Genomic DNA, 22,943 nt, shown 5'->3' with positions numbered 1-22,943 from the left:
TTATTTCCCCTCGTTGTTGTTTAAATGTTTTTCCCATTTAAGACTTGCTCGATTTAAATTTGCTTTTTTTCTTGCTGATGTCTTAAATTTTTCAAAAGCTGTTGGTTCCCAAATTTGAAAAGTTTGACCTTGACCAACAAACAACATGCTATTTTTTATTTTTGCATGTTTTAATAATTTTGATGAAAGAGAAATTCTACCTTCACTATCAAACTGTAAATTAGTGCTTTCGGCTAATATTGATGTTGCAAAATAATCTCTTTTTTCCTCAAAAGGATTTAAAGAGTCTATCGCTGAGGAAATTTTTTCAATTCTGTCTTGAGAGCATGCTTCTATCGAGGAATTATTGAAAGATGGATAACAAATTACTCCATTATAACCTAAATTGGACAAGTGAGATCTGAAGCTAGCAGGCACAGATACTCTCCCCTTTTTGTCTAATTTGTTCTCGTAAGTAGATAAAAACATAAATTTTTAATTTTATAAATTCCATAAATGGGAATATATGGGAATATATGGGTATTTAAAATGATAGTCAAACATTGATTCTGTGCTCAATTAAAGTCATTTTTTCAGGAAAAATTTAAAATAATGGTTTGAAATTGGCGAGCCCTATCATTTATTTGTTTGCTGAGATAATAAGGGTGCTTATTAAAGCTCAATTTACATTTATGCTTCTAGCTATAAAGATAATTCTATTGATATTTTGTTTTTTCGTTTTTTAAACTGTGAAGTGCCAGATAAACTATAAGCCGGGTTCTGTCATTTAAACCTATCATTTGTCTAGGCTTAAGATCACTCTTAAGCTCAAGCAACTAACCCTGATGACTAGCCAAGGACGGCTTTTAGTTTTGCAACAATGTCATCTCTACTTAGTCTTGCTCCCAGTGGGGTTTTCCAGCGTTCATTGTTACCAATAGAACCGGTGTGCTCTTACCACACCTTTTCACCCTTGCCATGTTATGGCGGTATATTTTCTGTGGCACTATCCCTAGGGTCTCCCCCGCCAGGCATTACCTGGCACTGTGTCCTTGTAGAGCCCGGACTTTCCTCTTTAAAATAAATTAAAGCGATAAGTCGTTTATCTGGCATGGTGAACTTATTATTAAACTTAAAAATTACAAGACAAATTAATTAAGCTTTTTTATTAGGTTTTCGCTTATTAATAAACATTCTTTATCAATTTTACCATTTACTAGTTCTTGCCTGAATCTTCTCTGAAATGCAAATGTGATAATTTTATTATATTTATTTTTGTTTATTTTTAACCTTCTGGGATAACCAAGTTTAAAAAGATTATTTGTAAATTTTAATTTCAATTTAGTTGAAATTTTTAATCCTCTTTCTTTTTTTATTTTGTTTGGATTTAAATCATGCCAAGTTCCAATTTTATTTTTTGATAAAAATGCCCATGGAAATTTCTCACCAGGGTCTAGCTTTCTATCTGGTGCTATATCTGAATGACCTAATATTGATTTTGAATTAATTTTAAACTTTTTAACTAAATACTTTGTGAGCTTTATTAATGAGGAAATTTGTTTTTTTGAAAATTCTTTATATTTAAATTCATGACCAGGATTAGTTATTTCAATACCTATAGAGTTTTTATTTAAAGATTTAAATTTTTTCCAACTAGAAATTCCTGCGTGCCAAGCTTGAAAAGTTTCAGGTACCATTTTTATAATATCTCCATTATTTTTAATTAAATAATGACAGCTAACTTTAGAGTTTTGATCTAATAATTTGTCTATTGCTTTTTTTTCGGATTTCATTCCAGTGTAGTGAAAAACTATGAATTTTATTTCACTTATTTTTCTTCTTTTAGGATCAAAATTTGGAGAATAATTTAGTATTATTTTCATACTCAATTTGGGTACAAATTTAGGCTATTTATTAACAATTTATCGTCACTTTTGAAATTTAATTCTACTTTAATATTAAATTTTATATAATATAAACTCGAATGTTAAAAAAACTGACCATCATACTATTTTCTCTATTCTTAATTGCATTTAATGCTAATGCAGGTTCTGATGGCGAGATAGCTTTAAATAACAATAAATCTGAAACTCAAGATACTAAAGATTGTTTTGAAAAACTAAACAGAGCAACATTTTCTTTTAATCAAGGTCTTGATAAAGCAGTAATTAAACCAATAGCAAAAGGATATAGAAAATTGCCAGATAAAGTTCAAAAAGGAACTTCTAATGCAGTAAGAAATTTATCTACTCTAATTACTATCCCTAATAATGTATTGCAAGGAGACGTTAAGACTGCAATTATAAATACAGCTCGATTAGCAGTTAATACAACTGTTGGATTATTGGGAACCATAGATGTAGCAAACAAAATGGGTTTTCCTAAATATGTAAAAGAGGATTATGGTCAAACTCTTGGTAAATGGGGCTTCGGCCCAGGTTGTTATTTAGTGCTTCCAGTTCTAGGTCCCTCTACTATTAGAGACACGACAGGATCTTTTGCAAATATAATGGGTGGAGATCCTTGGTACAATGCCTCAGTACATGGAAACAATGAGTTTTTAAGTGAGGGTGCTTATATTGCATCAAAAGCGATCACTGGTATTGAGTTTAGAGCAAATAATATTGAATCTTTTGAAAACCTTGAGAAAAATTCTATAGATTTTTATGCATCAGTAAGAAGTTTATATATACAAGATAGAGAAAATAAAATTAAAAATATACAACAAGGAAACGTAGAAGTCATATACGAAGATGATGATGGCTGGGAAGAAATTGAAACAAAAAAATAACTAATCTAAAAATATGAAGAAAATAATTATCTTATTATTGTTATTAAACTTTAATTTTACAAACTCTTTCTCTATGGAGGCAGATGTCTTTGTGCAGTCGACAGTAAATAGAGCTGCTGAAACTCTTGGTGGTGGTCTTACAAAAGAAGAAAGGATGGATGAATTAAAAAAAATTGCATTAGATACTGTTGATATAAGAGGTATAGGTTTTTATTCATTAGGGTCACACAGAAAAAACGCATCTGATGATCAAAAAATTGAGTATGAAAAAGCATTTAGAGAATATTTTTTACAAAGTTTTTCAAGTAGATTGGCTGAATATTCTAATCCAATAATAAATGTTGATTCAAAAAATAAAATTAATGAAAACTATACAATAGTTTCAAGTACACTCGCTGCTACAGATAAAAGACCTGCTGTTAAAATAGATTGGAGAGTATACACTAAAAACAAAGATCAACCTTTAATTAGAGATCTAATTATTGAAGGTTTGAGTTTAGCTAGAACTCAAAAAGAAGAATTTAACTCTATTATCCTGAGTGCTGATGGTGATATCAATGCATTAATTTTAAAACTAAAAGAGTTTTCAAATAGTTAATTGGTTTGAAAATTACAACCAAATCAATATTATTAATTTCAGCGTTAACCTCTTCGGCTTTTTTAATTTATGCTTTGTATAAAGGTATAATTTTATACTTTGTTAATGAAGCATTAGAAGATACTTTTGTAGGTGGTAGCACCTCTAATATTTCAATTATTTTGTGGTTTATAATTTCAGGAATTTTAATGCTTATAACTTCCATGTTTCTTTTTTTGTTAAAAATAAAAGATTTAAAAAGTCAAAAAATTATTGTTATAGGTCTAATATTCTTTTGGTTTATAGTCTCTTTTTTTTCAATATTCGTCACTTTTTCAAATTTCTTGATTACATTACTTACATCTTCAATTGGAATTATTTCATTTTTAGCTTCAAAAAATCTTAAAAAAGAAATTATTGCTGAATTAAATAAAAAGGGCTTAACTGAAAAAGAAATATATCTTTTGCAAAAACTTGCTGGAATATCAAAAAAATAAATTTGGTGGGCCCGCCAGGACTCGAACCTGGGACCAATACATTATGAGTGTACTGCTCTAACCAACTGAGCTACAGGCCCAAAACATTTGTTAGTTATATCATTTTTATCAAGTTATCAATTAAAGATAAATCAATAATGGTGGGCCGTGTTGGTTACGCTCCAACTACCCCTGCAATGTCAATGCAGTACTCTACTATTGAGCTAACGGCCCAATCTAACTTTCTAAGAAACTTTTTAGTTGTTTAGATCTACTTGGGTGCTTTAATTTTCTGAGAGCTTTGGCCTCGATCTGTCTAATTCTTTCCCTTGTTACAGAAAACTGTAAACCTACTTCCTCTAAAGTGTGATCGGTATTCATACCTACACCAAATCTCATTCTTAATACTCTTTCCTCTCTTGGGGTTAAGGTAGATAAAATTTTTGTAGTTGCCTCCCCAAGGTTAGATTTAATAGCTTGCTCTAATGGAGCTAAAGCTTTTGTATCTTCGATAAAGTCTCCTAAACTACTATCTTCTTCGTCACCAACTGGTTTCTCAAGAGAAACTGGTTCTTTAGAAATTTTTAATACTTTTCTAACTTTGTCTAACGGCATTCTTAATTTTTGTGACAACTCTTCTGGAGTTGCTTCTCTTCCAAACTCACTAAGTATTAATCTTTGAGTTCTGACAATTTTGTTTATAGTTTCAATCATGTGAACAGGTATACGAATTGTTCTTGCTTGGTCTGCAATTGATCTAGTAATTGCTTGTCTGATCCACCATGTTGCATAAGTAGAAAATTTATATCCTCTTCTATACTCAAACTTATCAACTGCTTTCATCAAACCAATATTACCCTCTTGAATTAAATCTAAAAATTGCAATCCTCTATTTGTATATTTTTTAGCTATTGAAATCACCAATCTAAGATTAGCTTCAACCATCTCTTTTTTTGCTATTCTGGATTCTTTTTCTCCTTTTTGAATTCTACTGACTAATTTTTTAAAATCAGTAACTGAAATTCCAAGTTTGTGACTTATTTCAATAAGTCTTTCTCTGATATTTTTAAATTCTTCTTTATTTTTTGCAAAAAATTGCTTCCAGACTAAATTTGTATCCAAGAATTTTTTAAGATTTGGATTTATTTCATTTCCAACATAAAATTTTATAAATTCATTTCTTGGTATTTTTTGATCCATTGCAAGTCTTAAAAGATTTCCTTCTAAAGAAATAATTTTTTTATTCTCAACATAATGTTTTTGAACAAGTTCTTCTAATACTGATGGAGAAAGCTGAAGAGATTTAATATTTTCTAAAATATCATTTACAATTTTTTCATAACCTTTTTCCTTTGCAGGTGTAAAGTTTTGGGAATTTAAAACACAATCTAGCTTTTCTTTCTGATACTTAATTAGTTTTGTATATTCTTTAGTTAATGTATTTACTGTTTTTAATACTTTAGGTTTAATTTCCGTCTCCATTGCGGCAAGAGTAGGATTAAAATCATCATCTTCATCTGAAGAACCATCTTCTTTATCTGTTTCACCAGCATTTTTTTGTTTAGCGCTTGGACCTGTTGACTCATCTTCCATATAGTTTGTATCGATATCTATAATTTCTCGAACTAATATTTCATCTTTTTGAAGTTTTTCATTCCACTCAAAAAATTGTTGTGCTGTTATTGGACTTTGTGACAATGCAATTAACATTACATCTTTTCCAGCCTCTATTCTTTTTGCAATTGCAATTTCTCCTTCTCTTGAAAGTAACTCAACACCTCCCATTTCACGCAAATACATTCTAATAGGATCATCACTTTTTTCGATTGTTTTGCCTTCTTCTTTATTTGAATTTTCTTTTTTTCTAAGAACTTTAAAATCTGATTTTTTTTCAACTAATGAAATATTTTCATCTAAAATATGAATAAAAGCTTGAGCAAGATTTTCATCTGATAAATTTCTTTTACCTAATGATTTGCTAAGTTCTTCATATGTTATAAAACCTCTATGGGTTCCACGACCCATTAATCTAGCAAATGATTTTGTAATAATTCTTTCCACAGCGATAAAGTTGAAAGTCTTATATAATGTCAAATCTGTAAAAATCCATTACAAATTTGTCCAGATTAATTGAGATTCTGCTTTTTTTTGAGCTCTTTTAGCTCATTAAATATGCTCTCGCTCATATCGACTGAGAACTTCGATTCTAACTCTTGAATTCTAAACTCAAGATCATAATTCATTAAATCTCGTGAAATATCTTCAAGTAATTCAATGATTTTTTCTTCATGTTCAGAATTATTTTTTAAAATATATTTTATTGGCGCAAATTTATTTATTTTTTCGATTATCTGACTATCCAAATGTAAGTCCTGAATAGCTATTTCATTTTCAGATTTTAAAACTTCGATTATTTGATTAAAGATTTTTTTATTAATTTCAGTAAATAATTTAATATTTTCAATTAAATGAATATTTGATTGCATTAAATTTAAGTTATTAATTACCAAATAAATTAATGAAAATTCTTTAAGCTCAACTCCAGATAAAGACTGGCTTTCATTATAATACTTCTTTGTAGCATCTAAAGATTTGGTTGGTTTCTTATAATTTTTTTTATTTTTTTGATTAGAATGAGGAGTTAATTCTGCGATTTTCTCTAAAAAATATTCTAATACATATTTTTTTATGTAATCGTCCTTAATAGTATTTGCTACATCTCTTAATTTTTTTTCAAAAATAGCCATCGAAGAAGGGTTGTTTTCAGTTTGTTTTTTATAGTGACTAAAAATAAATTGATGAATTGATAACTTAGATTGTTTGGTGAATTCTATGAAATTAGCTTTTCCATTTTTATTCACATAACTATCGGGATCTTCTTTATTTGGTAAAAATAAGAATGAAATTTGTTTTTCTGGTTTTAATTCTTTAATTGAATTTTCTGCAGCTCTTAATGCTGCTTTATAACCACTTTCATCACCATCAAAGCAAATAATTATATCATCAAAAAATTGATTAAGAATTTGAATTTGTTTATCAGTTAGTGAGGTACCAAGATTTGCAACAGCATTATCAATTCCATTTTTACTTAACCCAACAACATCCATATAACCTTCAACCAAATAAATATGATCTAATTTATTTGATAATTTTCTAGCTAAATCTAGATTGTATAAGTTTGATCCTTTTTTAAAAAATAAAGTTTCAGGTGAGTTAATATATTTTGCAAGATAATCTAGGTTTTCTATTATTCTTCCACCTAAACCAATTGGTTGACCAGTTATATTATTAATTGGAAAAATTAATCTTCCTCTAAATCTTTCGACATAAATTTTCTTTTTTTCATCTAAATAAAACAATCCAGTTTCAACTAAGGTTTGTTCGCTATATTTATTTTTAAATTGCTCAAATATACTTGGATTTTTTTCCACGTATCCAATTTTAAATTTTTTTACGTTTTCTTTACTTAAAGATCGATTTTTTAAATATTCTCTAGCATTTGAATGTTGTTCATTTTTAATTAATTCATTGTGATAAAAATCAACATATTCATTAAAGATTGATTTATATTCATTCCACTTTTTTTCTCTTTCTTCATCTTTTTTTGAAAACAAATAAGGTTGCATGCCAGCTAGTTGCGCCAAATGCTTAACGGCTTCTCCAAACTTTAAATTTTGAGTTTTCATTATAAAATCAAAAATATTTCCATGTTCTGAAGTAGCAAAACAATGATAAAATTCTTTTTCATCATTAACTGTAAATGAAGGTGTTTTTTCGTTTTTAAATGGAGACAAACCTACAAATTCTTTACCTCTTTTTTTTAATGAAACTGTTTTTGAAACAACGGTAGACACTTTCAACCGTGTCTTAATTTCATCTAAATACTCTTTGGGGTATTTCATTAACTATTCAATAATTCCTTAATTATTGATCCAGCTTTAGAAAAATCAATTTCATCAGAATGAGATTTCTTTAACTCACCCATTATTTTACCCATATCTTTAATCGAACTAGCACCTAATTTTGAGATTAATTCAGCGCATAGTTTTTTTGTGTCCTCTTCACTCATTTGTTTTGGCAGAAAACTAGTTAAAATATCATATTCATTTTGTTCAACTTCTAACAGATCTGTTCTGTTATTTTTTTTATAAATCTCAATAGATTCGGCTCTTTGTTTAACCATTTTTTTAAGAAGCTTTTTAATATCTTCATCATCTGTATCTTTTTTGTCAGGCCCAGAGCGATTAGCGATGTCTAAATCTTTAATAGAAGATAAAATTAACCTGTAGGTTGATATTTTATTTTTATCTTTCAATTTTAGAGCATTTTTATATTCGTTTTCGATAGTGTTCTTTAAAGACATAATTTTTTTTAATCTACTTCAAAGAAAAAATTGTTCAAAAGAAAAATTGTTTTTTTACAATTTTATAATACATCTCTGTTGCGATAATAAAGCAATTATTGTATTAACCTTTAACTCATGAGTTGTAATTGATCAAAAATTCAAAAAAAATAAACTCAAAAAATAATCATAAAATTAATACAGGCATTTTAGTTCTTGAAAATAAGAAAGTATTTAAAGGAATTGGTATTGGCTACGAGGGTGAGGCAACTGGAGAAGTGTGTTTTAATACTTCTTTAACTGGTTACCAGGAAATAATCTCAGATCCATCGTATGCTGGTCAAATTATCAATTTTACGTTTCCACACATTGGAAATGTAGGTACCAACAGGGAAGATATAGAGTCTGACAAAATATGGACTAGAGGAGTAATTTTTAATTCAGAAATTACTGATCCATCAAACTATAGAGCTTTTTTACATTTAGATGCATGGCTTAAGAAAAACAACATTGTTGGTCTCACTGGTCTAGATACTAGAAGTTTAACTAATTTTATTAGAGATAAAGGAGCACCAAAAGGAACGATTGCTTTCTCAAAAAAACAAAAATTCAATATAAGTAAACTAACAAACACGACTTTAAAATGGAGTGGGTTAAAAAATCTAGATCTTGCTAAAGAAGTATCAACTCCAAAAAATTATATTTGGAAGGGTTTTAAAACTTGGAAAAAGAAAGATGGATTTGTAAAAAATAAGAAAAATCAATTTCATGTCGTTGCAATAGATTATGGAATCAAAAAAAATATTTTAAGATATTTTTCTGATTTTAATTGCAAAGTGACAGTAGTACATTGCAAAGCATCTGCTGAAAAAATTTTAAGTCTTAAACCAAATGGAATATTTTTATCAAACGGTCCTGGAGATCCAGCTGCTACAGGAAAGTATGCGATAAATATAATTAAAAACCTTATTAAAAAAAACATTCCAATATTTGGTATTTGTTTAGGTCACCAGATACTCGCTTTAGCGCTTGGTGGTAAAACAAAAAAAATGAAGTTAGGTCACAGAGGTGCAAATCATCCTGTAAAAAATTTAATTCATGACAATGTAGAGATCACTAGTCAAAACCATGGCTTTGAAGTTGTTAAAGAAACTTTACCAAAAAATATTCAAGTCACTCATAAATCATTATTTGATAATAGTATTGAGGGTATTAAGTTAAAAAATAAACCCGTATTTTCAGTTCAATATCACCCCGAGTCTAATCCAGGACCTCAAGACAGTGTCTATTTATTTCAAGAATTTATTAACAATATGAAAAAAAATGCCAAAAAGAAAAGATCTTAAAAAAATATTAGTAGTAGGTGCTGGTCCAATTATTATTGGCCAAGCATGTGAGTTTGATTATTCAGGAACACAAGCTTGTAAAGCTTTAAAAGATGAAGGTTATAAAGTTGTTTTAATTAATTCTAACCCTGCAACAATCATGACCGATCCTGATGTTGCAGATAAAACTTACATAGAACCCATCTCATTAGAGGTTCTAGAAAAAATTATTATAAAAGAAAAACCAGATGCAATTCTTCCAACGATGGGAGGCCAAACTGCTCTTAACCTTGCAATGGAGGCAGAGAAAAAAGGGATATTAAAAAAATACAAAATAGAACTTATTGGCGCAAATTCTAAAGCAATTTCTAATGCTGAAGATCGAAAGAAATTTAGAAAAAATATGATTGATATTGGTTTAGATTTACCAAAATCTGAGATTGTTAATAATATCAATCAAGCTTCTAAAGTTCTAAATAAAATTGGTTTGCCTGCAATCATTAGACCTGCATTTACCCTAGGTGGTCTAGGTGGTGGAATAGCAAAGAATAAAAAAGAATATCTTAAAATTATAAAAAATGGATTACACGAGTCACCAGTTAGCCAGGTTCTTGTAGAAGAGTGTTTAGAGGGTTGGAAAGAATTTGAGATGGAAGTTGTAAGAGATAAAAAAGACAACTGTATCATCATTTGCTCAATAGAAAATATTGATCCGATGGGAATTCACACAGGAGATTCTGTAACTGTTGCTCCAGCTTTAACTCTTACTGATAAAGAATATCAAATTATGAGAAATGCCTCTATTGCATGTTTAAGAAAAATTGGAGTTGAGACAGGTGGATCCAATGTTCAATTTGCAATCAATCCAAAAAATGGACGAATGGTTGTTATTGAAATGAATCCAAGAGTATCTAGATCATCAGCACTTGCATCTAAAGCAACTGGGTTTCCAATTGCAAAAGTAGCGGCTAAGCTCGCAGTTGGTTATACATTAGACGAACTTAAAAATGAGATCACAAAAGTAACACCTGCTTCTTTTGAACCAAGTATTGATTATGTAGTAACTAAAATACCAAGGTTTACTTTTGAAAAATTTTCTACATCGCCAGCAACTTTAGGTACCTCAATGAAATCTGTTGGAGAGGCAATGGCTATTGGGAGAAACTTCAAGGAGTCTGTTCAAAAAGCATTGGTTTCTTTAGAAACTGGTTTTTCTGGTTTCGACCAAATATTCAATCTAAGTAAAAAACAAATCGAAAAAAAACTTAAAGAGCATATTCCTAACAAAATGCTTCTTGTTGCGGAGGCTTTAAGAAAAAAAATTAGCTTAAAAAGAATATATAGTTTATCTAAAATTGATCCTTGGTTCTTAGGACAAATCAAAGAAATTGTTGATAACGAGTTAGTTATTAAAAAAAGAGGTCTTCCAAAAGATTATAATGAATTTAATAGAATTAAATCTATTGGTTTTTCAGACAAAAAATTAGCTGAACTTACTAATTCATCAGAAGATATAATAAGAAGAAAAAGAACAGCTTTAAAAGTACTGCCTGTATACAAAAAAGTTGATACGTGTGCTGCCGAATTTAAATCGTTTACACCTTACATGTATTCAACTTATCAAAGAAATTTCTCAATAAATTCCGAGTGTGAGGCAGATCCATCAAGTAGAAAGAAAATAATAATTCTAGGTGGTGGACCTAACAGAATAGGCCAAGGGATTGAGTTTGATTATTGTTGTTGTCAGGCAAGTTTTTCTTTGAAATATGCAGGTTTTGAGACCATCATGGTTAATTGTAACCCTGAAACTGTATCTACAGATTATGACACAAGTGATCGGTTATATTTTGAACCCTTGAAAGAAGAGTATGTATTTAACATTATTAAAAAGGAGCAAGAAAAAGGAAATCTAATAGGTGTTATTGCTCAGTTTGGAGGACAAACTCCAATAAAGCTTGCTAAATTTTTAAATGATAACAAACTTCCAATTTTAGGAACACAATATAACTCAATAGATTTAGCAGAGGATAGAGATCAATTTAGAAATTTATTAATTAAATTAAATTTAAAACAAGCAGATAGTGGAATTGCAAAGACATTTAAGGAAGCAATCAAAATATCAGAAAAAATTGGTTTACCACTAGTAGTTAGGCCTTCATATGTTCTTGGTGGAAGAGCAATGGAGATTGTTCATGAAAAAAGTCAGTTAAAAAACTTTGTTGAAGAAGCATTTAAAGCTGCAGAAGACAATCCAATTCTAATTGATAAATTTCTAGATCATGCAATGGAAGTTGATGTGGATGCTATCTCTGATGGTAAAGATGTTTATGTAGCAGGCGTCATGCAACATATTGAAGAAGCAGGAATTCATTCTGGGGACTCAGCATGTAGTTTGCCACCAGTATCTATTAAACCATATCTAATTAAAGAAATTGAAAATCAAACAAAAAAACTTGCCTTAGCACTTAAAGTAAAAGGTTTTATGAATATTCAATATGCAGTCAAGAAAGATGAAATTTATATTATTGAAGTCAATCCTCGTGCTAGCAGAACTGTACCATTTGTATCAAAAGCAAAAGGAATACCACTTGCAAAGATTGCATCAAGAATAATGGCGGGTGAAAAGCTTTCTAATTTTAATCTTAAAGATAAATCAAAAGGAATGTACGCAGTTAAAGAAGCTGTATTTCCTTTTAATAAGTTTCCAAATAGTGATTTACTTTTAGGACCTGAGATGAAGTCTACAGGCGAAGTGATGGGATTTGATAAAGATTTTGGAATGGCTTTTGCTAAAAGTCAAATTGCAGCAGCAAACTCATTACCCATAAATGGTTTGGCATTTATATCTCTAAAAGACTCCCACAAAGATGAAGGTATTGATTTAGCAAGACAGCTAATAAAGCTTAACTTCAAATTATGTGCAACAAAAGGTACTGCTGAATATATTCAAAAACATGACATGAAATGTAAAATTATTAACAAGGTGAGCAGTGGTAGTCCTCACATTGTAGATGTTTTAGACTCAAATCAAATTGCACTTGTAATTAATACTGGTGGTGGAAACAGTGAGCACAGATTAAATGATGCTATTGCACTTCGAAGAGCAACTCTTAAAAATAAAGTTCCATACTGTACAAATATGTCCACTGCTTTGGCATGTTTAGAAGCAATCAAATCATTGAAAACTAAAAAACTAGAAGTTCAGGCTATACAATAAATATATATAGAAAAATTATATATTAAGCATAGATAATAATATAAATTTTATTTTAAAAAAAACCCAATTTGGGTAAAAGGTCACTTCATGCATTTACAAAATTACAAAATAATCGAAGAATTAGTCGCTTCAATATATACAAAAGATATATCAGACTTTGGTGACAGATCTTATTACCCTCAAATATTAAAATTAGTAAGCAGAATTAATTTAAAAAATTTCACAAATGAAAATCTAATTTGTGAAAATGAGGTTTTTTGCTCTACTTCAAATGGAGCAAGTATTAATTTAATTTCAAGAAGTCTTGGTCTTCCAAGAGAAACTGTTAGAAGAAAAGTTTCAGAATTAATCAAGTTAAATTGGTTAATTAGAGACAATTCAAAAATTTATGTTTCTCAAGAATGGAGAAAAAAAAATTTAGAAAATAATGAAATAATTCTCAAAGAATTAATTGAGCTTTCTGCGAAAATTTAAATTATGAACAATATTCAACATATAATTTTAAAAAATAAAAAAATAAATGATGTGGTGGTACCTAAAGCTTATTTAGAGAATAATGAATTTAACGCTAAATTAAGCTATGAAGAAATGATGAACAAGATTAATGGGAAAGAGAAGAAGAAGAAGAAACTAATCTATTTTTTATCCACTGTTTCTGCAATTGCATTAATTGCTGCTAGCTATTCTTAGCCTTAATTATTTAAATTAAATTCAATATTTACTGTCACCAACAAGATTTAAGTTTAATGATTTTGTTGACTACGTGTTTACTCTGATTATATTCAAATCATGAGTTATCCAGAAAAAACTGAAAATGATGTTCTGATAATAACAGTCAGTGGTGAAATAGATCTAGAAAATTCTGGAAATTTAAGACAACAAGTACACGGAGCTCTAGATGACAATAAAGCTGTATCAGTTGATATGAGTGCTGTAAATTATATTGATAGTTCAGGAATTGCAGTACTTATTGAAAGTAAACAAAGAGCTGGGGAAGGTAGTAAAGAATTTAAAATAGTTAAACCTAGCGAAGCTGTAGTTTCAGTTTTGAAACTTGCAAAACTAACAAGTTTTTTTGACATCGAGAATTAATATTAAATATTTTAAGTTTAAACTCTCGTCTATTAATCGTAATCTGCGTCAGTATCAATAGCGTCTGCACCTGTATGCCATGCACCATGATCTGATAAGTTCCAACCACAGTCTGCTTGACCATCTGCAGCACTACTACCAAAATATTTACCGCCAATTGATTTATGTGAATAGTCCCCTGTATCTCTATGTATGATCACTCTAAATCTAGCTTTTGCCATCGGACAACCACCACCTGAACCATATCCTCCTGTAGATTTATAACAGAACATTTGAATTTGACCTCGTTTATGATTACCCCAAGCTTCATTATCAATTGTAATACTTGTTTTGTTGGGTTTCCATGGATTCTTAAATTTAGAATTATCTGTTCCACCGCCTAAGAAATAATTTTTCATTGAAATTAAGAATTGTTTACAAGTGGTATCAGAATTAACCATGTCACCTGTTAAATTACCACCGTCATCATATTCAGGAGTTGCACTTCCAAGGTCATTTTGAATAATAATAGTTTCTGTGTCCATATATTTTGTAATTGTTGTATAATTTTGCTCTAATACTTTTAATCTAGTTGAATCTACATAACTTTGATAGCCAACAACGCCGACACCTGCTAACACACCAATAATTGCGACCACAACTAAAAGTTCAACCAGAGAGAAACCTTCTTGGATTTTCATTTAAAATTAATTTGACTCACAGTTTTTATTTTAAGATTTTATTTACAACACCACAGATATAGTCAATTTCTTTATTTTTTAAAGTTAAACCAGAAGGTAAATAAAACCCATATTTACTCAAATATTCTGAATTTTTAAAATTTTTTGATTTACTTAAATTAAGATTCTTTAAAATTTTTTGTTTATGCATTGGCCAAAAAAATGGTCGTGTCCCAATTCCATATTCACTTAATTTTTTAGAAATTTTTTGTGAATCAATCTTTAAAGATTTATTCATAATCAATAAGCCAATAACCCAATAAATATTTTTTGAATAAGCATTTTTAGGTTTTGGAATATAGATATTTTTATTTTTAGATAAATTTAGAAAAAATCTCTTTCCATTTGAGTGACGTATTTTAATTATTTGATTAATTCTTTTTAATTGACTCAAACCTAGAGTTGCCTGAATGTTGGACATTCTATAATTCCAACCAATTTCATCATGATTAAATCTATCTTTTTTTCCAAATGCTAGGTTCCTTAAACTTTTCATTTTTTCAGCTAACTTTGAGTTATTGGTAGTTATCATTCCACCCTCCCCCGTAGTAATTTGCTTATTTGCATAAAAACTGAAAGTGCTAATATCTCCAAAACTGCCACATTTTTTATTAAATATTTTTTGACCTAAAACTTCTGCAGTATCTTCAATTAAGATTATATTTTTTTTTTCACAAATCTTTTTGAGTATATCAATTCTAAAAGGGAAATTATAAATATGGGTTGCAATTATTGCTTTTGTTTTTTTTGTTATTGATTTGATTGTTTTATCCAAATTCATATTCCAATCATATAAATCACAATCTATAAATTTAACCTTTAAACCCTCTTTTATCACAGCTAATGTACTTGAAATTATTGTAAAGTTTGGAGCAATAACCTCATCTCCTTTTTTCAAATTCAATGATTTAATAGCTACTTCTAATGCCGCCGTACCACTTGAAACAGCAACAGCATTTTTGTGACCAATATATTTAGCAAATTTTTTTTCAAACAATTTGACATTGGGGCCCTCTGAAGAAATCCAACCACTCTTCATAACTTTACTAACTGACAAAACATCAGAATTTGTAATCAACGGTTCATTTACTGGGATGAATTTTTTCAAAGTTTTTTTAATCTAATTTTATCTTGATCACCTAAAAATGGACCTTGTTTTATTTCAAGCATTTCTACTTTTTCTAAAACCTTAAAACCATGACCTCCTGAAATAAGTAAAATCATGTCTTTTTTATTTAAAATCAAACTTTTGGCTCTACTTTTGTTTTTATTATAAAAATAAACTTTCAATTTACCTGAATATATAATTAACAATTCAGACATATGCTTAATTGTTTTTTTTCTATTAATATGAAAATGAGGGTTAATCACATGATTTTTTGGATGATTCATTAAACCAATCTGGAAATTTTCTAATTTTGGAGTGAAAAATTCAATTCCTTTAAATTTTGTCTTTTTATACTTAAAAACCTTAGCAACAGTTTCTCTACCAATTTTTATATTTTGAATTTTAAAATACATTTATTTTTTATTTATTTAATGAACACCTTAATATTGAAATAAGATAGTATAAACCATTAGTTAAAAATTTTAAAATACTTGGTGCTGATTTACTGTTTAATTCAGTATTTTTTTCTTGAATAAATGGAACTTCTTTTATTATTTTATTATTTTTTTTTATCTCAAAAATAAAATCAATGATGAAATTTGCATAAAAAGTATTCCTTGGAAAAGTATCAATTAAAATGTTTCTTTTAAATATTATTATACAACTTGTGTAGTCTTTAACTTGTGAATAAAGAAGCAACTGACATAATTTGTTAATTACTAAACTTGGTAATTTTCTATATTTACTTCTTTGATCTAAAGCGTTTTCAACATATCTAGAAAATATTATACAATCCTCATTTTTAATATTTTCAAAAGTTTTAATAAAATGATCAATACTATTGAACATATCAATATCAAATCTTAAAATATACTCTCCAGAACATAGTTTAATACCATCAATAAAAGCACTGGCGAAACCTCTGATGTTTTTTCTAACTACAAATTTTATTTTTGGATGATTATAATTTTCTAAAATATCAATTGTTCCATCAGATGAATTATCATCAATTATTATTATTTCTTTAACAACGGTCTGATTAACCAATGCATCAATTGCAAATTTAATATTTTCTACTTCGTTGTAAGAACTTAATACTATTGATAGATTTCCCATTACAATATATTTAATTTAAAATGTTAAATAACATTAGAGCCTTGTATCATATAATTTTAAATTATCATTTTTATACTATTCCAATAATTATAAATGAAATTTTATTCAATTTTAAATACGATAAAAATCTAAATAATTTCAAGTATCTAAAAAGCAACTTTTTATCAGACTCTATTCCATGTCCATTCACATTCTTAAAAAGAATAAAATCTTTCGTTGAAAAAAAAAATATTAATTTAATTTGTGATCTTGGATCGGGTTATGGGAAAGTGCTATATTTTTTTGGTAAAATAAATCAATACAAAATTGATGGTATTGAGTTGGATAAAGATATTTATCGAATATCTAAATCATTAGAAAATGAAAGAATAAATATTCTAAATCAAAATATTTTAGACTTTGATTTAAATTCAAAAAACTACAATTTATTTATTCTTAATGATCCTGTTAAAAAAAGAGATGATTTAAAAAAAATAGTTGAAAAGTTAAAATTAATAAAAAGAAATTGTTATTTTGTTTTTATTAATCTTACTCCAGATAAAACAAAAATAATAAATTCAAATCTTGAAGTAATTGACAGTTATATTATATCGAACAGCAAAAATATTTATTTCACAAAACCAAAATGATTAAAGAATTAATAGACACTATTTCAACCAATATAATTGGAAATGAATTCAAGATTAAAATTTCTATAGCTACAATTTTAAGTGGAGGGCATATTTTAATTGAAGATCTTCCAGGAACAGGAAAAACTACTTTTGCAAAATCTTTAACAAATGCAATGAATTTAAAATTTAAAAGAATTCAATTTACATCTGATTTATTACCAAGTGATATAATTGGATACACATTCTTAAAAAATAACGAATTTGTAGTTAACAAAGGTCCAATTTTTACAAATATAGTTCTCGCAGACGAATTAAATCGTGCAAGTCCAAAAACACAAAGTGCTTTTCTAGAATCTATGGAGGAAAAAACAGTAACGATTGATAAGGACACCTTTAATCTTCCAATTCCTTTTTCTGTTATTGCAACACAAAATCCATCAGATTTGTCTGGTACTTCTTTATTACCAGAATCACAATTAGATCGTTTTACTATTTCATTTTCTTTAGAGGAACTGAGTAAAGATCAAAGAATAGAATTACTAAAAAACGAGATAATCAATAATTCAATTAAATCAAATTTTTCATATGATCAAACTATTAAAGATATTAGCCAGATAAATATCAATGATAGTGTAATTGAATATTTAGATAACGTCTCTCAATTCATAAAGAATAATTTTAATAATATTCATATTTCTCCAAGATGCCTAAAACAAACAATCAGTCTTTCAAAATCATTAAGTTACTTAAACTCAAATAAATATGTAACATATCAAGAAATTAAGGATGTGCTTCCTTATATACTTCGTCATCGATTGAATATTGTTGAAAAAAACGAATTTATTGAGTTTATGAAAAATGAAGTTCTAAAGAAAGTTCCTCTACCTGATGAAAAATAGTTTTTGGAAAAAGTTTTTTTTAAAAAAATCTCTAAAATATCTTAACACTATCAGTAGAAAAAATTTATATATCTTTCCAAATTTAAGAGGGTTTCAAATTGCAGCTTTAATATTTTTTTGTTTTTCGGTAGCTATTTTTTATCAAAATAATTTTGCACTGCTCTTATCAATTATTTTATTTTTTATTTATTTCATCTCAATTCTAATCTCTTATCAAAACTTACTTAATTTAGATTTATATATTAATGATAAACTTCACCCAGCTAATAAAATTGTAAATTTAAGATACCTAATTAATGACAAACATAAAAGAGAAAGACTTAATATTAATTTTGATTTAGGAAAAGATAGTGTCAAAGCAGATATCAAAAATAAAATTAATATAAATTTAAAGCATAAATTTAATAAAAGGGGTAATGTTAAAGCCCCAACTTTAGATATTCACTCTCAATTCCCTTTTGGTATTATAAAAACTTTCACAAATGTGTCTTTTAGCGAATATCTAACTATTTACCCAGAGCCAATTAAACCCTCAAATGAAATTTTTGAACAACTATATCAGCTGAACACTGATGAAGGTTTTGACTATGAATTTGATAAAATTGAAGAAAATAAAGAAAATACAAATTTATCTAAAATTTCATGGAAACACTCATCAATTAAAAAAAAGCTTTATGAAAAAAAATTCAAGTTTTCTAATAATTTACAACATGTAACCATAGACCTACAAAAATTGAATAATGATAGTTTTGAAAAAAAACTTTCTTATGCCAGCTATTTGATTGAATATTTTTATAATTTAAAAAAACCATTTTTATTAAAAAATAAAGATTTTATTTCTACGATCGCTTGCTCTTTAGAACATAGAAACAAACTCTTAACTTACCTTGCAAATGTTTAGACTAAATTTATTAAATTATAATTTTAATGCTTTGGTAATATTAACATCAAGCTATTTACTTTTAATTGATGAAGTTGACATAATAACAAATCTTTTTTTTATTATCTTATATGTTTTTGCTATTCTTCAAAAAAGCTTCAACTATAATTATAAAAAGGTATTCAGTTCTATTTTGGCTATATCTACAGTTTGCATCTTATTTATTTTAAATGATCAAACATTATCTAAAGAGTATTTTATAAATTTGATTTTGGGTTTAGCCTTTCTAAAATATTCTGAAATTGAAAAAAAAGAAAATCATTATTTTTTTGGATTTACTTGTGTATTTTTAGCTGTAAGCTCACTTGTCTACGGTCAAGACTTAATAAGCTCACTTCTCTCTCTTTTGATAATTATATTATCAATCATTCATCTTTATTCACTAAATCAAACTAAGATATTAAAACTAAATTTAAATAATCTTGTTAAATATTTTATATTTGCAATTAGTATTATTCCTATAATTGCAATTGTGTACTTTATTTTTCCAAGGGCAGAATTGAATATAAAACTATTTGAAACCAAGAAAAATCAGTTAGGCATACCTGATGAAATCAGTCTAGGTTCATTTCACAATATATCAGGTAGTGAAGAAAACGTTTTTATATTTAAGATTAATAATCAAGATATTAATCAAAAGTACTACTTCAGGGTTAAGGTATTTGATAAGTTAAATAACAATAAAGATTGGTTAAATTCAGAATATAAAATATTACTCTCACAATTTAAGAATAGTTTTAAAGTCTCTAATAATGACATAAACGAAAGCGTTGATGCTTCATTAATAATGTTTCCACATGAAAAAAACTGGCTACCTAAATTAGCAAACTATAATTTTAATAATTCAAATTTAGATTTAAATTTAATTAATAATACACTTACCTCTAGAGAAATTTTAAATAATAAAAAATCATACAAATTAATTTATGATAAAAAAGATATTACATTTCAAAATAATATTTTGAAGTATTATACACTTTTGCCTAAAAATATTTCTCCTAAATTAATGCAATGGGCAAAAACAAATTATGAAGAATCAAAAAATGCTAATGAGTATTTAAATAAAATTTTAAATGAGTTTAAGACTAATGATTTTTATTACAGTCTAACCCCTGGTACTCAAGGCAATGATTATGCAAACTTTTTTTTCAATACTAAAAATGGATATTGTGAATATTATGCCGGAACATTTGCAATACTTGCAAGACTAGCAGGCATACCATCTAGAATAGTCACTGGTTATTATGGTGGATCTTATAATGAAATTGGGAATTTCTATACATTTAAGCAACAAGATGCTCATTCATGGGTGGAAATTTTTATAAATGATGATTGGGTATTGTATGACCCAACATTGTCTGTTCCTAGTAATAATATTTTAAATTCAAACAACAACAATTTTGATAGTTTCAATACATCGTCAACAAATAATTTTGAAACTGGGCAAATGGATATTAATAGAATTGGAATTTATTTTGAATACATAAACTATATATGGACTAATAGTTTTATTAGATATGACGAAAAATCGAGATCAAATTTTATCAAAGAAAAATTAACAAAAGCAAATAACTATAAATATTTCCTAACTCTTATTTTTTTTTCAATTTTTGTTTTTTACGTTACTAAAATTCTAACTTTTATTAATTCCAAAAAATTTTTATTTACATTATTTTTTAAAAAACTCAGAAAAGAAAATAAAAACATTTCAGAATTTATGACACATCAAGAAATATTTAGTTCATTAAACATTATTGATCAGAATAAATATAAAATTTTATTTGATTTTTATGAGAAGCTTAAGTTTAGTAAAGATTTCAAAGTTTCAATAAAGAATTTTTATGAGATAAATATAAAAATATTAAAATATGCTTATTTTAAAAAATAAAACAAAACTAATATTGTTTTTATCAGGAGTTTTAATCTTTTTAATTCATCAGATTATTTTCCTATCCTATTTAGATTTTGAAAAACACCATTTTGATTTTCAATCTGCATTATCAAGGTTAATATTTGGTAAAATCTGGTTTTTTAAAAATGGATTGGATGTTCCTTGGTTTACTCCTCATGTTTGTTGTGGATTGCCTTTGTATTCAAACCCAGAATCAGAATTTTATTCACCAGTGCAATTTTTATTTTTGTTTTTAAAACCACTAACTACATTCAAAGTAATATTCTTTTTATATTCATTAATTGGTTTTTGTGGTTTTTTCTTAGTTTTAAGAAATATTTTTAAACTATCTAATAATGCGTCTTTAATTGGATCAACAATATTTTTATTTAACCATTGTTTTGCTTTTCATTATTTGTCTGGTCATATTGCATGGGGTTTATATTATATAGTTCCATTTTTTTTCTTCTTATGTGCTTTATCTTTAAATAATCAAAATAAAATATCTTCATTATTTTTAATCTCATGTGCCGGGTTAATCTTTGCAACTATCATGCACAGCGGTGGAACAAGAATTGTTATTGAAATTTTAATTTTTGTTTTTTTTCTAACAGTATTACACCTAATCAATTTCAAAAATTTTAAAATTATATTCCATGTATCTGTAGCTGTTTTAATTGGCCTAATGATTTCATCCTCAAAAATTTATGCTGGATGGTCATTTGTTGGTGAATTAGAACGAGATGTATCAGTTCTATACTTTAAGAGCATTCGACATTTTATTTCTGTTTTTTTTGATTTTTTTTTCTTATCACCTAGAGAAGCTATTGGAAATGATGTTGCTAAATTTGATGTTCTTTTATCAATTGAAGAATTGTCATTTAACTTATCGATTGTTCCTTTGATAATCCTAGTTATTTACTTAAGAAGTGTTCCAGAAATTACAAAGGATAAATTTAAATTATTGTTTAGTTCTGTATTATTAATTGCAGTTTTTGTACTAATTTTATTAAATTTCTCTAATACATTTCTCGGTTCTTTAGTTGGAAAAATTCCTTTTATGACCACAGACTGGTTGTCACTTAGAAAGCTTACTCCATTTGTTCTGTTATTTTCAATCCTTACAGCAATGATGTTTGATAAGATTTCTTTTAAAAAATACAATTTGATAACATTTTTATTTATATCAATTATTATTATTCAAAATATTTCATTTGATAGGAATAAATTAAATAAAATTTTTAGATATTCAGAATTGGATATACTGCTTAATTATAATGTTACAAAAGATAACGTTGATGATTTTAAAATCGAAAAAGTTCTTTCAATTGTTAATGATGAAACTAGTTATTCTCGTCCATATGAGCATCATTACTTTTTAAATAATCGGTCTATTCAATACTGTTATTTTCCTATTTTGGGCTATGATTTAAAATTACTGAAACCTATAGTTTCAAAAATAAAATTTAATGAATACAAAATATACGATGGTACTGAAGAAAATAACACCACGACATTAAATACTGAAAAAAAACTTAAGTTAAGATTTTATCAAGGCGATCCTTTACTTGTAATAAATGAAAATTTAAATTTTATTAATCCCTCATGTTATTTAAATCCAGAAGGAAATAATTGTGAAAAAAACTTCTTATTTAAAGTTGATCAAAAAGACGAACTAATAAAGTTTTTAAATTATGAACCTTTTGAATTTAAACATTTAAAACTTCAAATATTTTTTAATTATTTAAGTATATTTACGTTAATTTTTATTTTTACTATCTTCTTTTTTTGGACAATTTACAGAATAAAAAAAAACCCCTCTAATAAATATTAGAGGGGTTTTTTTAAATTTTAATTTTA

General features: G+C 27.2%; 22 protein-coding genes, 2 tRNA genes and 1 other RNA gene. 13 read left to right on the top strand and 12 right to left on the bottom strand.

The features are described from left to right. From mraZ to ACTTA0_RS02775, 3 genes are all read right to left on the bottom strand, one after another. Complete coding sequence (mraZ, locus tag ACTTA0_RS02785) at positions 1–468, bottom strand: division/cell wall cluster transcriptional repressor MraZ (RefSeq protein WP_440633823.1); 468 nt, start codon at positions 466–468, stop codon at positions 1–3. A gap of 264 nt (positions 469–732) precedes the next feature. Beyond that, positions 733–1,089: RNase P RNA component class A (gene rnpB, locus ACTTA0_RS02780), an RNA gene on the bottom strand. Positions 1,090–1,130: 41 nt separating this feature from the next. Then, positions 1,131–1,862 (bottom strand): N-acetylmuramoyl-L-alanine amidase, encoded by a 732-nt coding sequence (locus ACTTA0_RS02775; protein ID WP_440675989.1) that lies wholly within the window; start codon positions 1,860–1,862, stop codon positions 1,131–1,133. 101 nt (positions 1,863–1,963) lie between these two features. Here ACTTA0_RS02775 and ACTTA0_RS02770 point away from each other — a divergent pair, with 101 nt between their 5' ends. The 3 genes from ACTTA0_RS02770 to ACTTA0_RS02760 are packed head-to-tail and all read left to right on the top strand — an operon-like array spanning position 1,964 to position 3,844. Beyond that, positions 1,964–2,770, top strand: a complete 807-nt coding sequence (locus ACTTA0_RS02770; RefSeq protein ID WP_440675987.1) for an MlaA family lipoprotein — start codon at positions 1,964–1,966, stop codon at positions 2,768–2,770. Positions 2,771–2,783: 13 nt separating this feature from the next. Then, positions 2,784–3,368 (top strand): MlaC/ttg2D family ABC transporter substrate-binding protein, encoded by a 585-nt coding sequence (locus ACTTA0_RS02765; protein WP_440675985.1) that lies wholly within the window; start codon positions 2,784–2,786, stop codon positions 3,366–3,368. 5 nt (positions 3,369–3,373) lie between these two features. Further along, positions 3,374–3,844 (top strand): hypothetical protein, encoded by a 471-nt coding sequence (locus tag ACTTA0_RS02760; protein WP_440675983.1) that lies wholly within the window; start codon positions 3,374–3,376, stop codon positions 3,842–3,844. 3 nt (positions 3,845–3,847) lie between these two features. Here ACTTA0_RS02760 and ACTTA0_RS02755 read toward each other — a convergent pair. The 5 genes from ACTTA0_RS02755 to ACTTA0_RS02735 all read right to left on the bottom strand — a co-directional run bounded on the left by ACTTA0_RS02755 (position 3,848) and on the right by ACTTA0_RS02735 (position 8,186). Further along, positions 3,848–3,924 (bottom strand) — tRNA-Ile (locus tag ACTTA0_RS02755). Between the two features lie 58 nt (positions 3,925–3,982). Then, positions 3,983–4,057, bottom strand: a tRNA-Val gene (locus ACTTA0_RS02750). 3 nt (positions 4,058–4,060) lie between these two features. Next, positions 4,061–5,884, bottom strand: a complete 1,824-nt coding sequence (gene rpoD, locus ACTTA0_RS02745) for an RNA polymerase sigma factor RpoD (protein WP_440675981.1) — start codon at positions 5,882–5,884, stop codon at positions 4,061–4,063. A 65-nt stretch (positions 5,885–5,949) separates the two neighbouring features. After that, entirely contained in the window at positions 5,950–7,725 is a 1,776-nt protein-coding gene (gene dnaG / locus ACTTA0_RS02740; protein WP_440675980.1) for a DNA primase, read from the bottom strand. After that, positions 7,725–8,186 carry a GatB/YqeY domain-containing protein gene (locus ACTTA0_RS02735; RefSeq protein ID WP_440675978.1) on the bottom strand — a complete coding sequence of 154 codons (462 nt, stop codon included), beginning with the start codon at positions 8,184–8,186 and terminating at the stop codon, positions 7,725–7,727. The genes dnaG and ACTTA0_RS02735 overlap by 1 nt, the downstream gene beginning before the upstream one ends. A 128-nt stretch (positions 8,187–8,314) precedes the next feature. On the opposite strand from ACTTA0_RS02735, the gene carA reads away from it, so the two are divergent. The 5 genes from carA to ACTTA0_RS02710 all read left to right on the top strand — a co-directional run bounded on the left by carA (position 8,315) and on the right by ACTTA0_RS02710 (position 13,799). After that, positions 8,315–9,511, top strand: coding sequence for a glutamine-hydrolyzing carbamoyl-phosphate synthase small subunit (carA, locus tag ACTTA0_RS02730; RefSeq protein ID WP_440675977.1), 1,197 nt, complete (start codon positions 8,315–8,317; stop codon positions 9,509–9,511). Then, the gene (gene carB / locus ACTTA0_RS02725) at positions 9,489–12,707 is read left to right on the top strand and encodes a carbamoyl-phosphate synthase large subunit (RefSeq protein WP_440675976.1); all 3,219 of its coding nucleotides are present in this window, start codon (positions 9,489–9,491) and stop codon (positions 12,705–12,707) included. Before carA ends, carB begins: the two co-directional genes overlap by 23 nt. Positions 12,708–12,794: 87 nt before the next feature. Then, on the top strand, positions 12,795–13,181 hold the full coding sequence (locus ACTTA0_RS02720; protein WP_440675975.1) for a hypothetical protein: 387 nt from the start codon (positions 12,795–12,797) through the stop codon (positions 13,179–13,181). A 3-nt stretch (positions 13,182–13,184) separates the two neighbouring features. Further along, the gene (locus ACTTA0_RS02715; RefSeq protein ID WP_440675973.1) at positions 13,185–13,397 is read left to right on the top strand and encodes a hypothetical protein; all 213 of its coding nucleotides are present in this window, start codon (positions 13,185–13,187) and stop codon (positions 13,395–13,397) included. A 99-nt stretch (positions 13,398–13,496) separates the two neighbouring features. Next, positions 13,497–13,799, top strand: coding sequence for an STAS domain-containing protein (locus ACTTA0_RS02710; RefSeq protein ID WP_440618851.1), 303 nt, complete (start codon positions 13,497–13,499; stop codon positions 13,797–13,799). A gap of 32 nt (positions 13,800–13,831) precedes the next feature. Here ACTTA0_RS02710 and ACTTA0_RS02705 read toward each other — a convergent pair whose 3' ends face one another. From ACTTA0_RS02705 to ACTTA0_RS02690, 4 genes are read right to left on the bottom strand one after another with little or no spacing between them, the layout of a single operon-like run. Then, positions 13,832–14,479 carry a prepilin-type N-terminal cleavage/methylation domain-containing protein gene (locus tag ACTTA0_RS02705; protein WP_440618853.1) on the bottom strand — a complete coding sequence of 216 codons (648 nt, stop codon included), beginning with the start codon at positions 14,477–14,479 and terminating at the stop codon, positions 13,832–13,834. 25 nt (positions 14,480–14,504) lie between these two features. Beyond that, the gene (locus tag ACTTA0_RS02700; protein WP_440675971.1) at positions 14,505–15,626 is read right to left on the bottom strand and encodes a DegT/DnrJ/EryC1/StrS family aminotransferase; all 1,122 of its coding nucleotides are present in this window, start codon (positions 15,624–15,626) and stop codon (positions 14,505–14,507) included. After that, a complete protein-coding gene (locus ACTTA0_RS02695; protein ID WP_440652930.1) occupies positions 15,623–16,039 on the bottom strand; it encodes a hypothetical protein in 417 nt (138 codons plus the stop codon). Before ACTTA0_RS02695 ends, ACTTA0_RS02700 begins: the two co-directional genes overlap by 4 nt. A gap of 7 nt (positions 16,040–16,046) precedes the next feature. Then, complete coding sequence (locus tag ACTTA0_RS02690; RefSeq protein ID WP_440675970.1) at positions 16,047–16,742, bottom strand: glycosyltransferase; 696 nt, start codon at positions 16,740–16,742, stop codon at positions 16,047–16,049. Positions 16,743–16,762: 20 nt separating this feature from the next. Between ACTTA0_RS02690 and ACTTA0_RS02685 the strand changes: the two genes are divergently transcribed. The 5 genes from ACTTA0_RS02685 to ACTTA0_RS02665 are packed head-to-tail and all read left to right on the top strand — an operon-like array spanning position 16,763 to position 22,917. Then, on the top strand, positions 16,763–17,371 hold the full coding sequence (locus ACTTA0_RS02685) for a class I SAM-dependent methyltransferase (RefSeq protein ID WP_440675969.1): 609 nt from the start codon (positions 16,763–16,765) through the stop codon (positions 17,369–17,371). Further along, positions 17,368–18,252 (top strand): AAA family ATPase, encoded by an 885-nt coding sequence (locus tag ACTTA0_RS02680; RefSeq protein WP_440675968.1) that lies wholly within the window; start codon positions 17,368–17,370, stop codon positions 18,250–18,252. The genes ACTTA0_RS02685 and ACTTA0_RS02680 overlap by 4 nt, the downstream gene beginning before the upstream one ends. Continuing rightward, positions 18,242–19,153, top strand: coding sequence for a hypothetical protein (locus ACTTA0_RS02675; RefSeq protein ID WP_440675967.1), 912 nt, complete (start codon positions 18,242–18,244; stop codon positions 19,151–19,153). The genes ACTTA0_RS02680 and ACTTA0_RS02675 overlap by 11 nt, the downstream gene beginning before the upstream one ends. After that, on the top strand, positions 19,146–21,080 hold the full coding sequence (locus ACTTA0_RS02670; protein ID WP_440675966.1) for a transglutaminase family protein: 1,935 nt from the start codon (positions 19,146–19,148) through the stop codon (positions 21,078–21,080). The genes ACTTA0_RS02675 and ACTTA0_RS02670 overlap by 8 nt, the downstream gene beginning before the upstream one ends. Continuing rightward, positions 21,061–22,917 carry a hypothetical protein gene (locus ACTTA0_RS02665; protein WP_440675965.1) on the top strand — a complete coding sequence of 619 codons (1,857 nt, stop codon included), beginning with the start codon at positions 21,061–21,063 and terminating at the stop codon, positions 22,915–22,917. Before ACTTA0_RS02670 ends, ACTTA0_RS02665 begins: the two co-directional genes overlap by 20 nt. Positions 22,918–22,943 lie beyond the last annotated feature (26 nt).

The organism is Candidatus Pelagibacter sp. HIMB1593 (genome assembly GCF_052047755.1).
In the GTDB taxonomy this organism is placed as follows: Bacteria; Pseudomonadota; Alphaproteobacteria; order Pelagibacterales; family Pelagibacteraceae; genus Pelagibacter.
Note: the sequence above shows the minus strand (reverse complement) of the source record. Positions and strands in the feature narration are given on the sequence as shown.

Coding starts and splice junctions, on each gene's coding strand:
- carB (WP_440675976.1), top strand. CDS start 9,489: ATGCCAAAAAGAAAAGATCTTAAAAAAATATTAGTAGTAGGTGCTGGT.
- mraZ (WP_440633823.1), bottom strand. CDS start 468: ATGTTTTTATCTACTTACGAGAACAAATTAGACAAAAAGGGGAGAGTA.
- dnaG (WP_440675980.1), bottom strand. CDS start 7,725: ATGAAATACCCCAAAGAGTATTTAGATGAAATTAAGACACGGTTGAAA.
- ACTTA0_RS02775 (WP_440675989.1), bottom strand. CDS start 1,862: ATGAAAATAATACTAAATTATTCTCCAAATTTTGATCCTAAAAGAAGA.
- ACTTA0_RS02670 (WP_440675966.1), top strand. CDS start 19,146: ATGTTTAGACTAAATTTATTAAATTATAATTTTAATGCTTTGGTAATA.
- ACTTA0_RS02765 (WP_440675985.1), top strand. CDS start 2,784: ATGAAGAAAATAATTATCTTATTATTGTTATTAAACTTTAATTTTACA.
- ACTTA0_RS02690 (WP_440675970.1), bottom strand. CDS start 16,742: ATGGGAAATCTATCAATAGTATTAAGTTCTTACAACGAAGTAGAAAAT.
- ACTTA0_RS02680 (WP_440675968.1), top strand. CDS start 17,368: ATGATTAAAGAATTAATAGACACTATTTCAACCAATATAATTGGAAAT.
- ACTTA0_RS02665 (WP_440675965.1), top strand. CDS start 21,061: ATGCTTATTTTAAAAAATAAAACAAAACTAATATTGTTTTTATCAGGA.
- ACTTA0_RS02695 (WP_440652930.1), bottom strand. CDS start 16,039: ATGTATTTTAAAATTCAAAATATAAAAATTGGTAGAGAAACTGTTGCT.
- ACTTA0_RS02675 (WP_440675967.1), top strand. CDS start 18,242: ATGAAAAATAGTTTTTGGAAAAAGTTTTTTTTAAAAAAATCTCTAAAA.
- ACTTA0_RS02705 (WP_440618853.1), bottom strand. CDS start 14,479: ATGAAAATCCAAGAAGGTTTCTCTCTGGTTGAACTTTTAGTTGTGGTC.
- ACTTA0_RS02710 (WP_440618851.1), top strand. CDS start 13,497: ATGAGTTATCCAGAAAAAACTGAAAATGATGTTCTGATAATAACAGTC.
- ACTTA0_RS02720 (WP_440675975.1), top strand. CDS start 12,795: ATGCATTTACAAAATTACAAAATAATCGAAGAATTAGTCGCTTCAATA.
- ACTTA0_RS02770 (WP_440675987.1), top strand. CDS start 1,964: ATGTTAAAAAAACTGACCATCATACTATTTTCTCTATTCTTAATTGCA.
- ACTTA0_RS02735 (WP_440675978.1), bottom strand. CDS start 8,186: ATGTCTTTAAAGAACACTATCGAAAACGAATATAAAAATGCTCTAAAA.
- ACTTA0_RS02715 (WP_440675973.1), top strand. CDS start 13,185: ATGAACAATATTCAACATATAATTTTAAAAAATAAAAAAATAAATGAT.
- ACTTA0_RS02685 (WP_440675969.1), top strand. CDS start 16,763: ATGTTAAATAACATTAGAGCCTTGTATCATATAATTTTAAATTATCAT.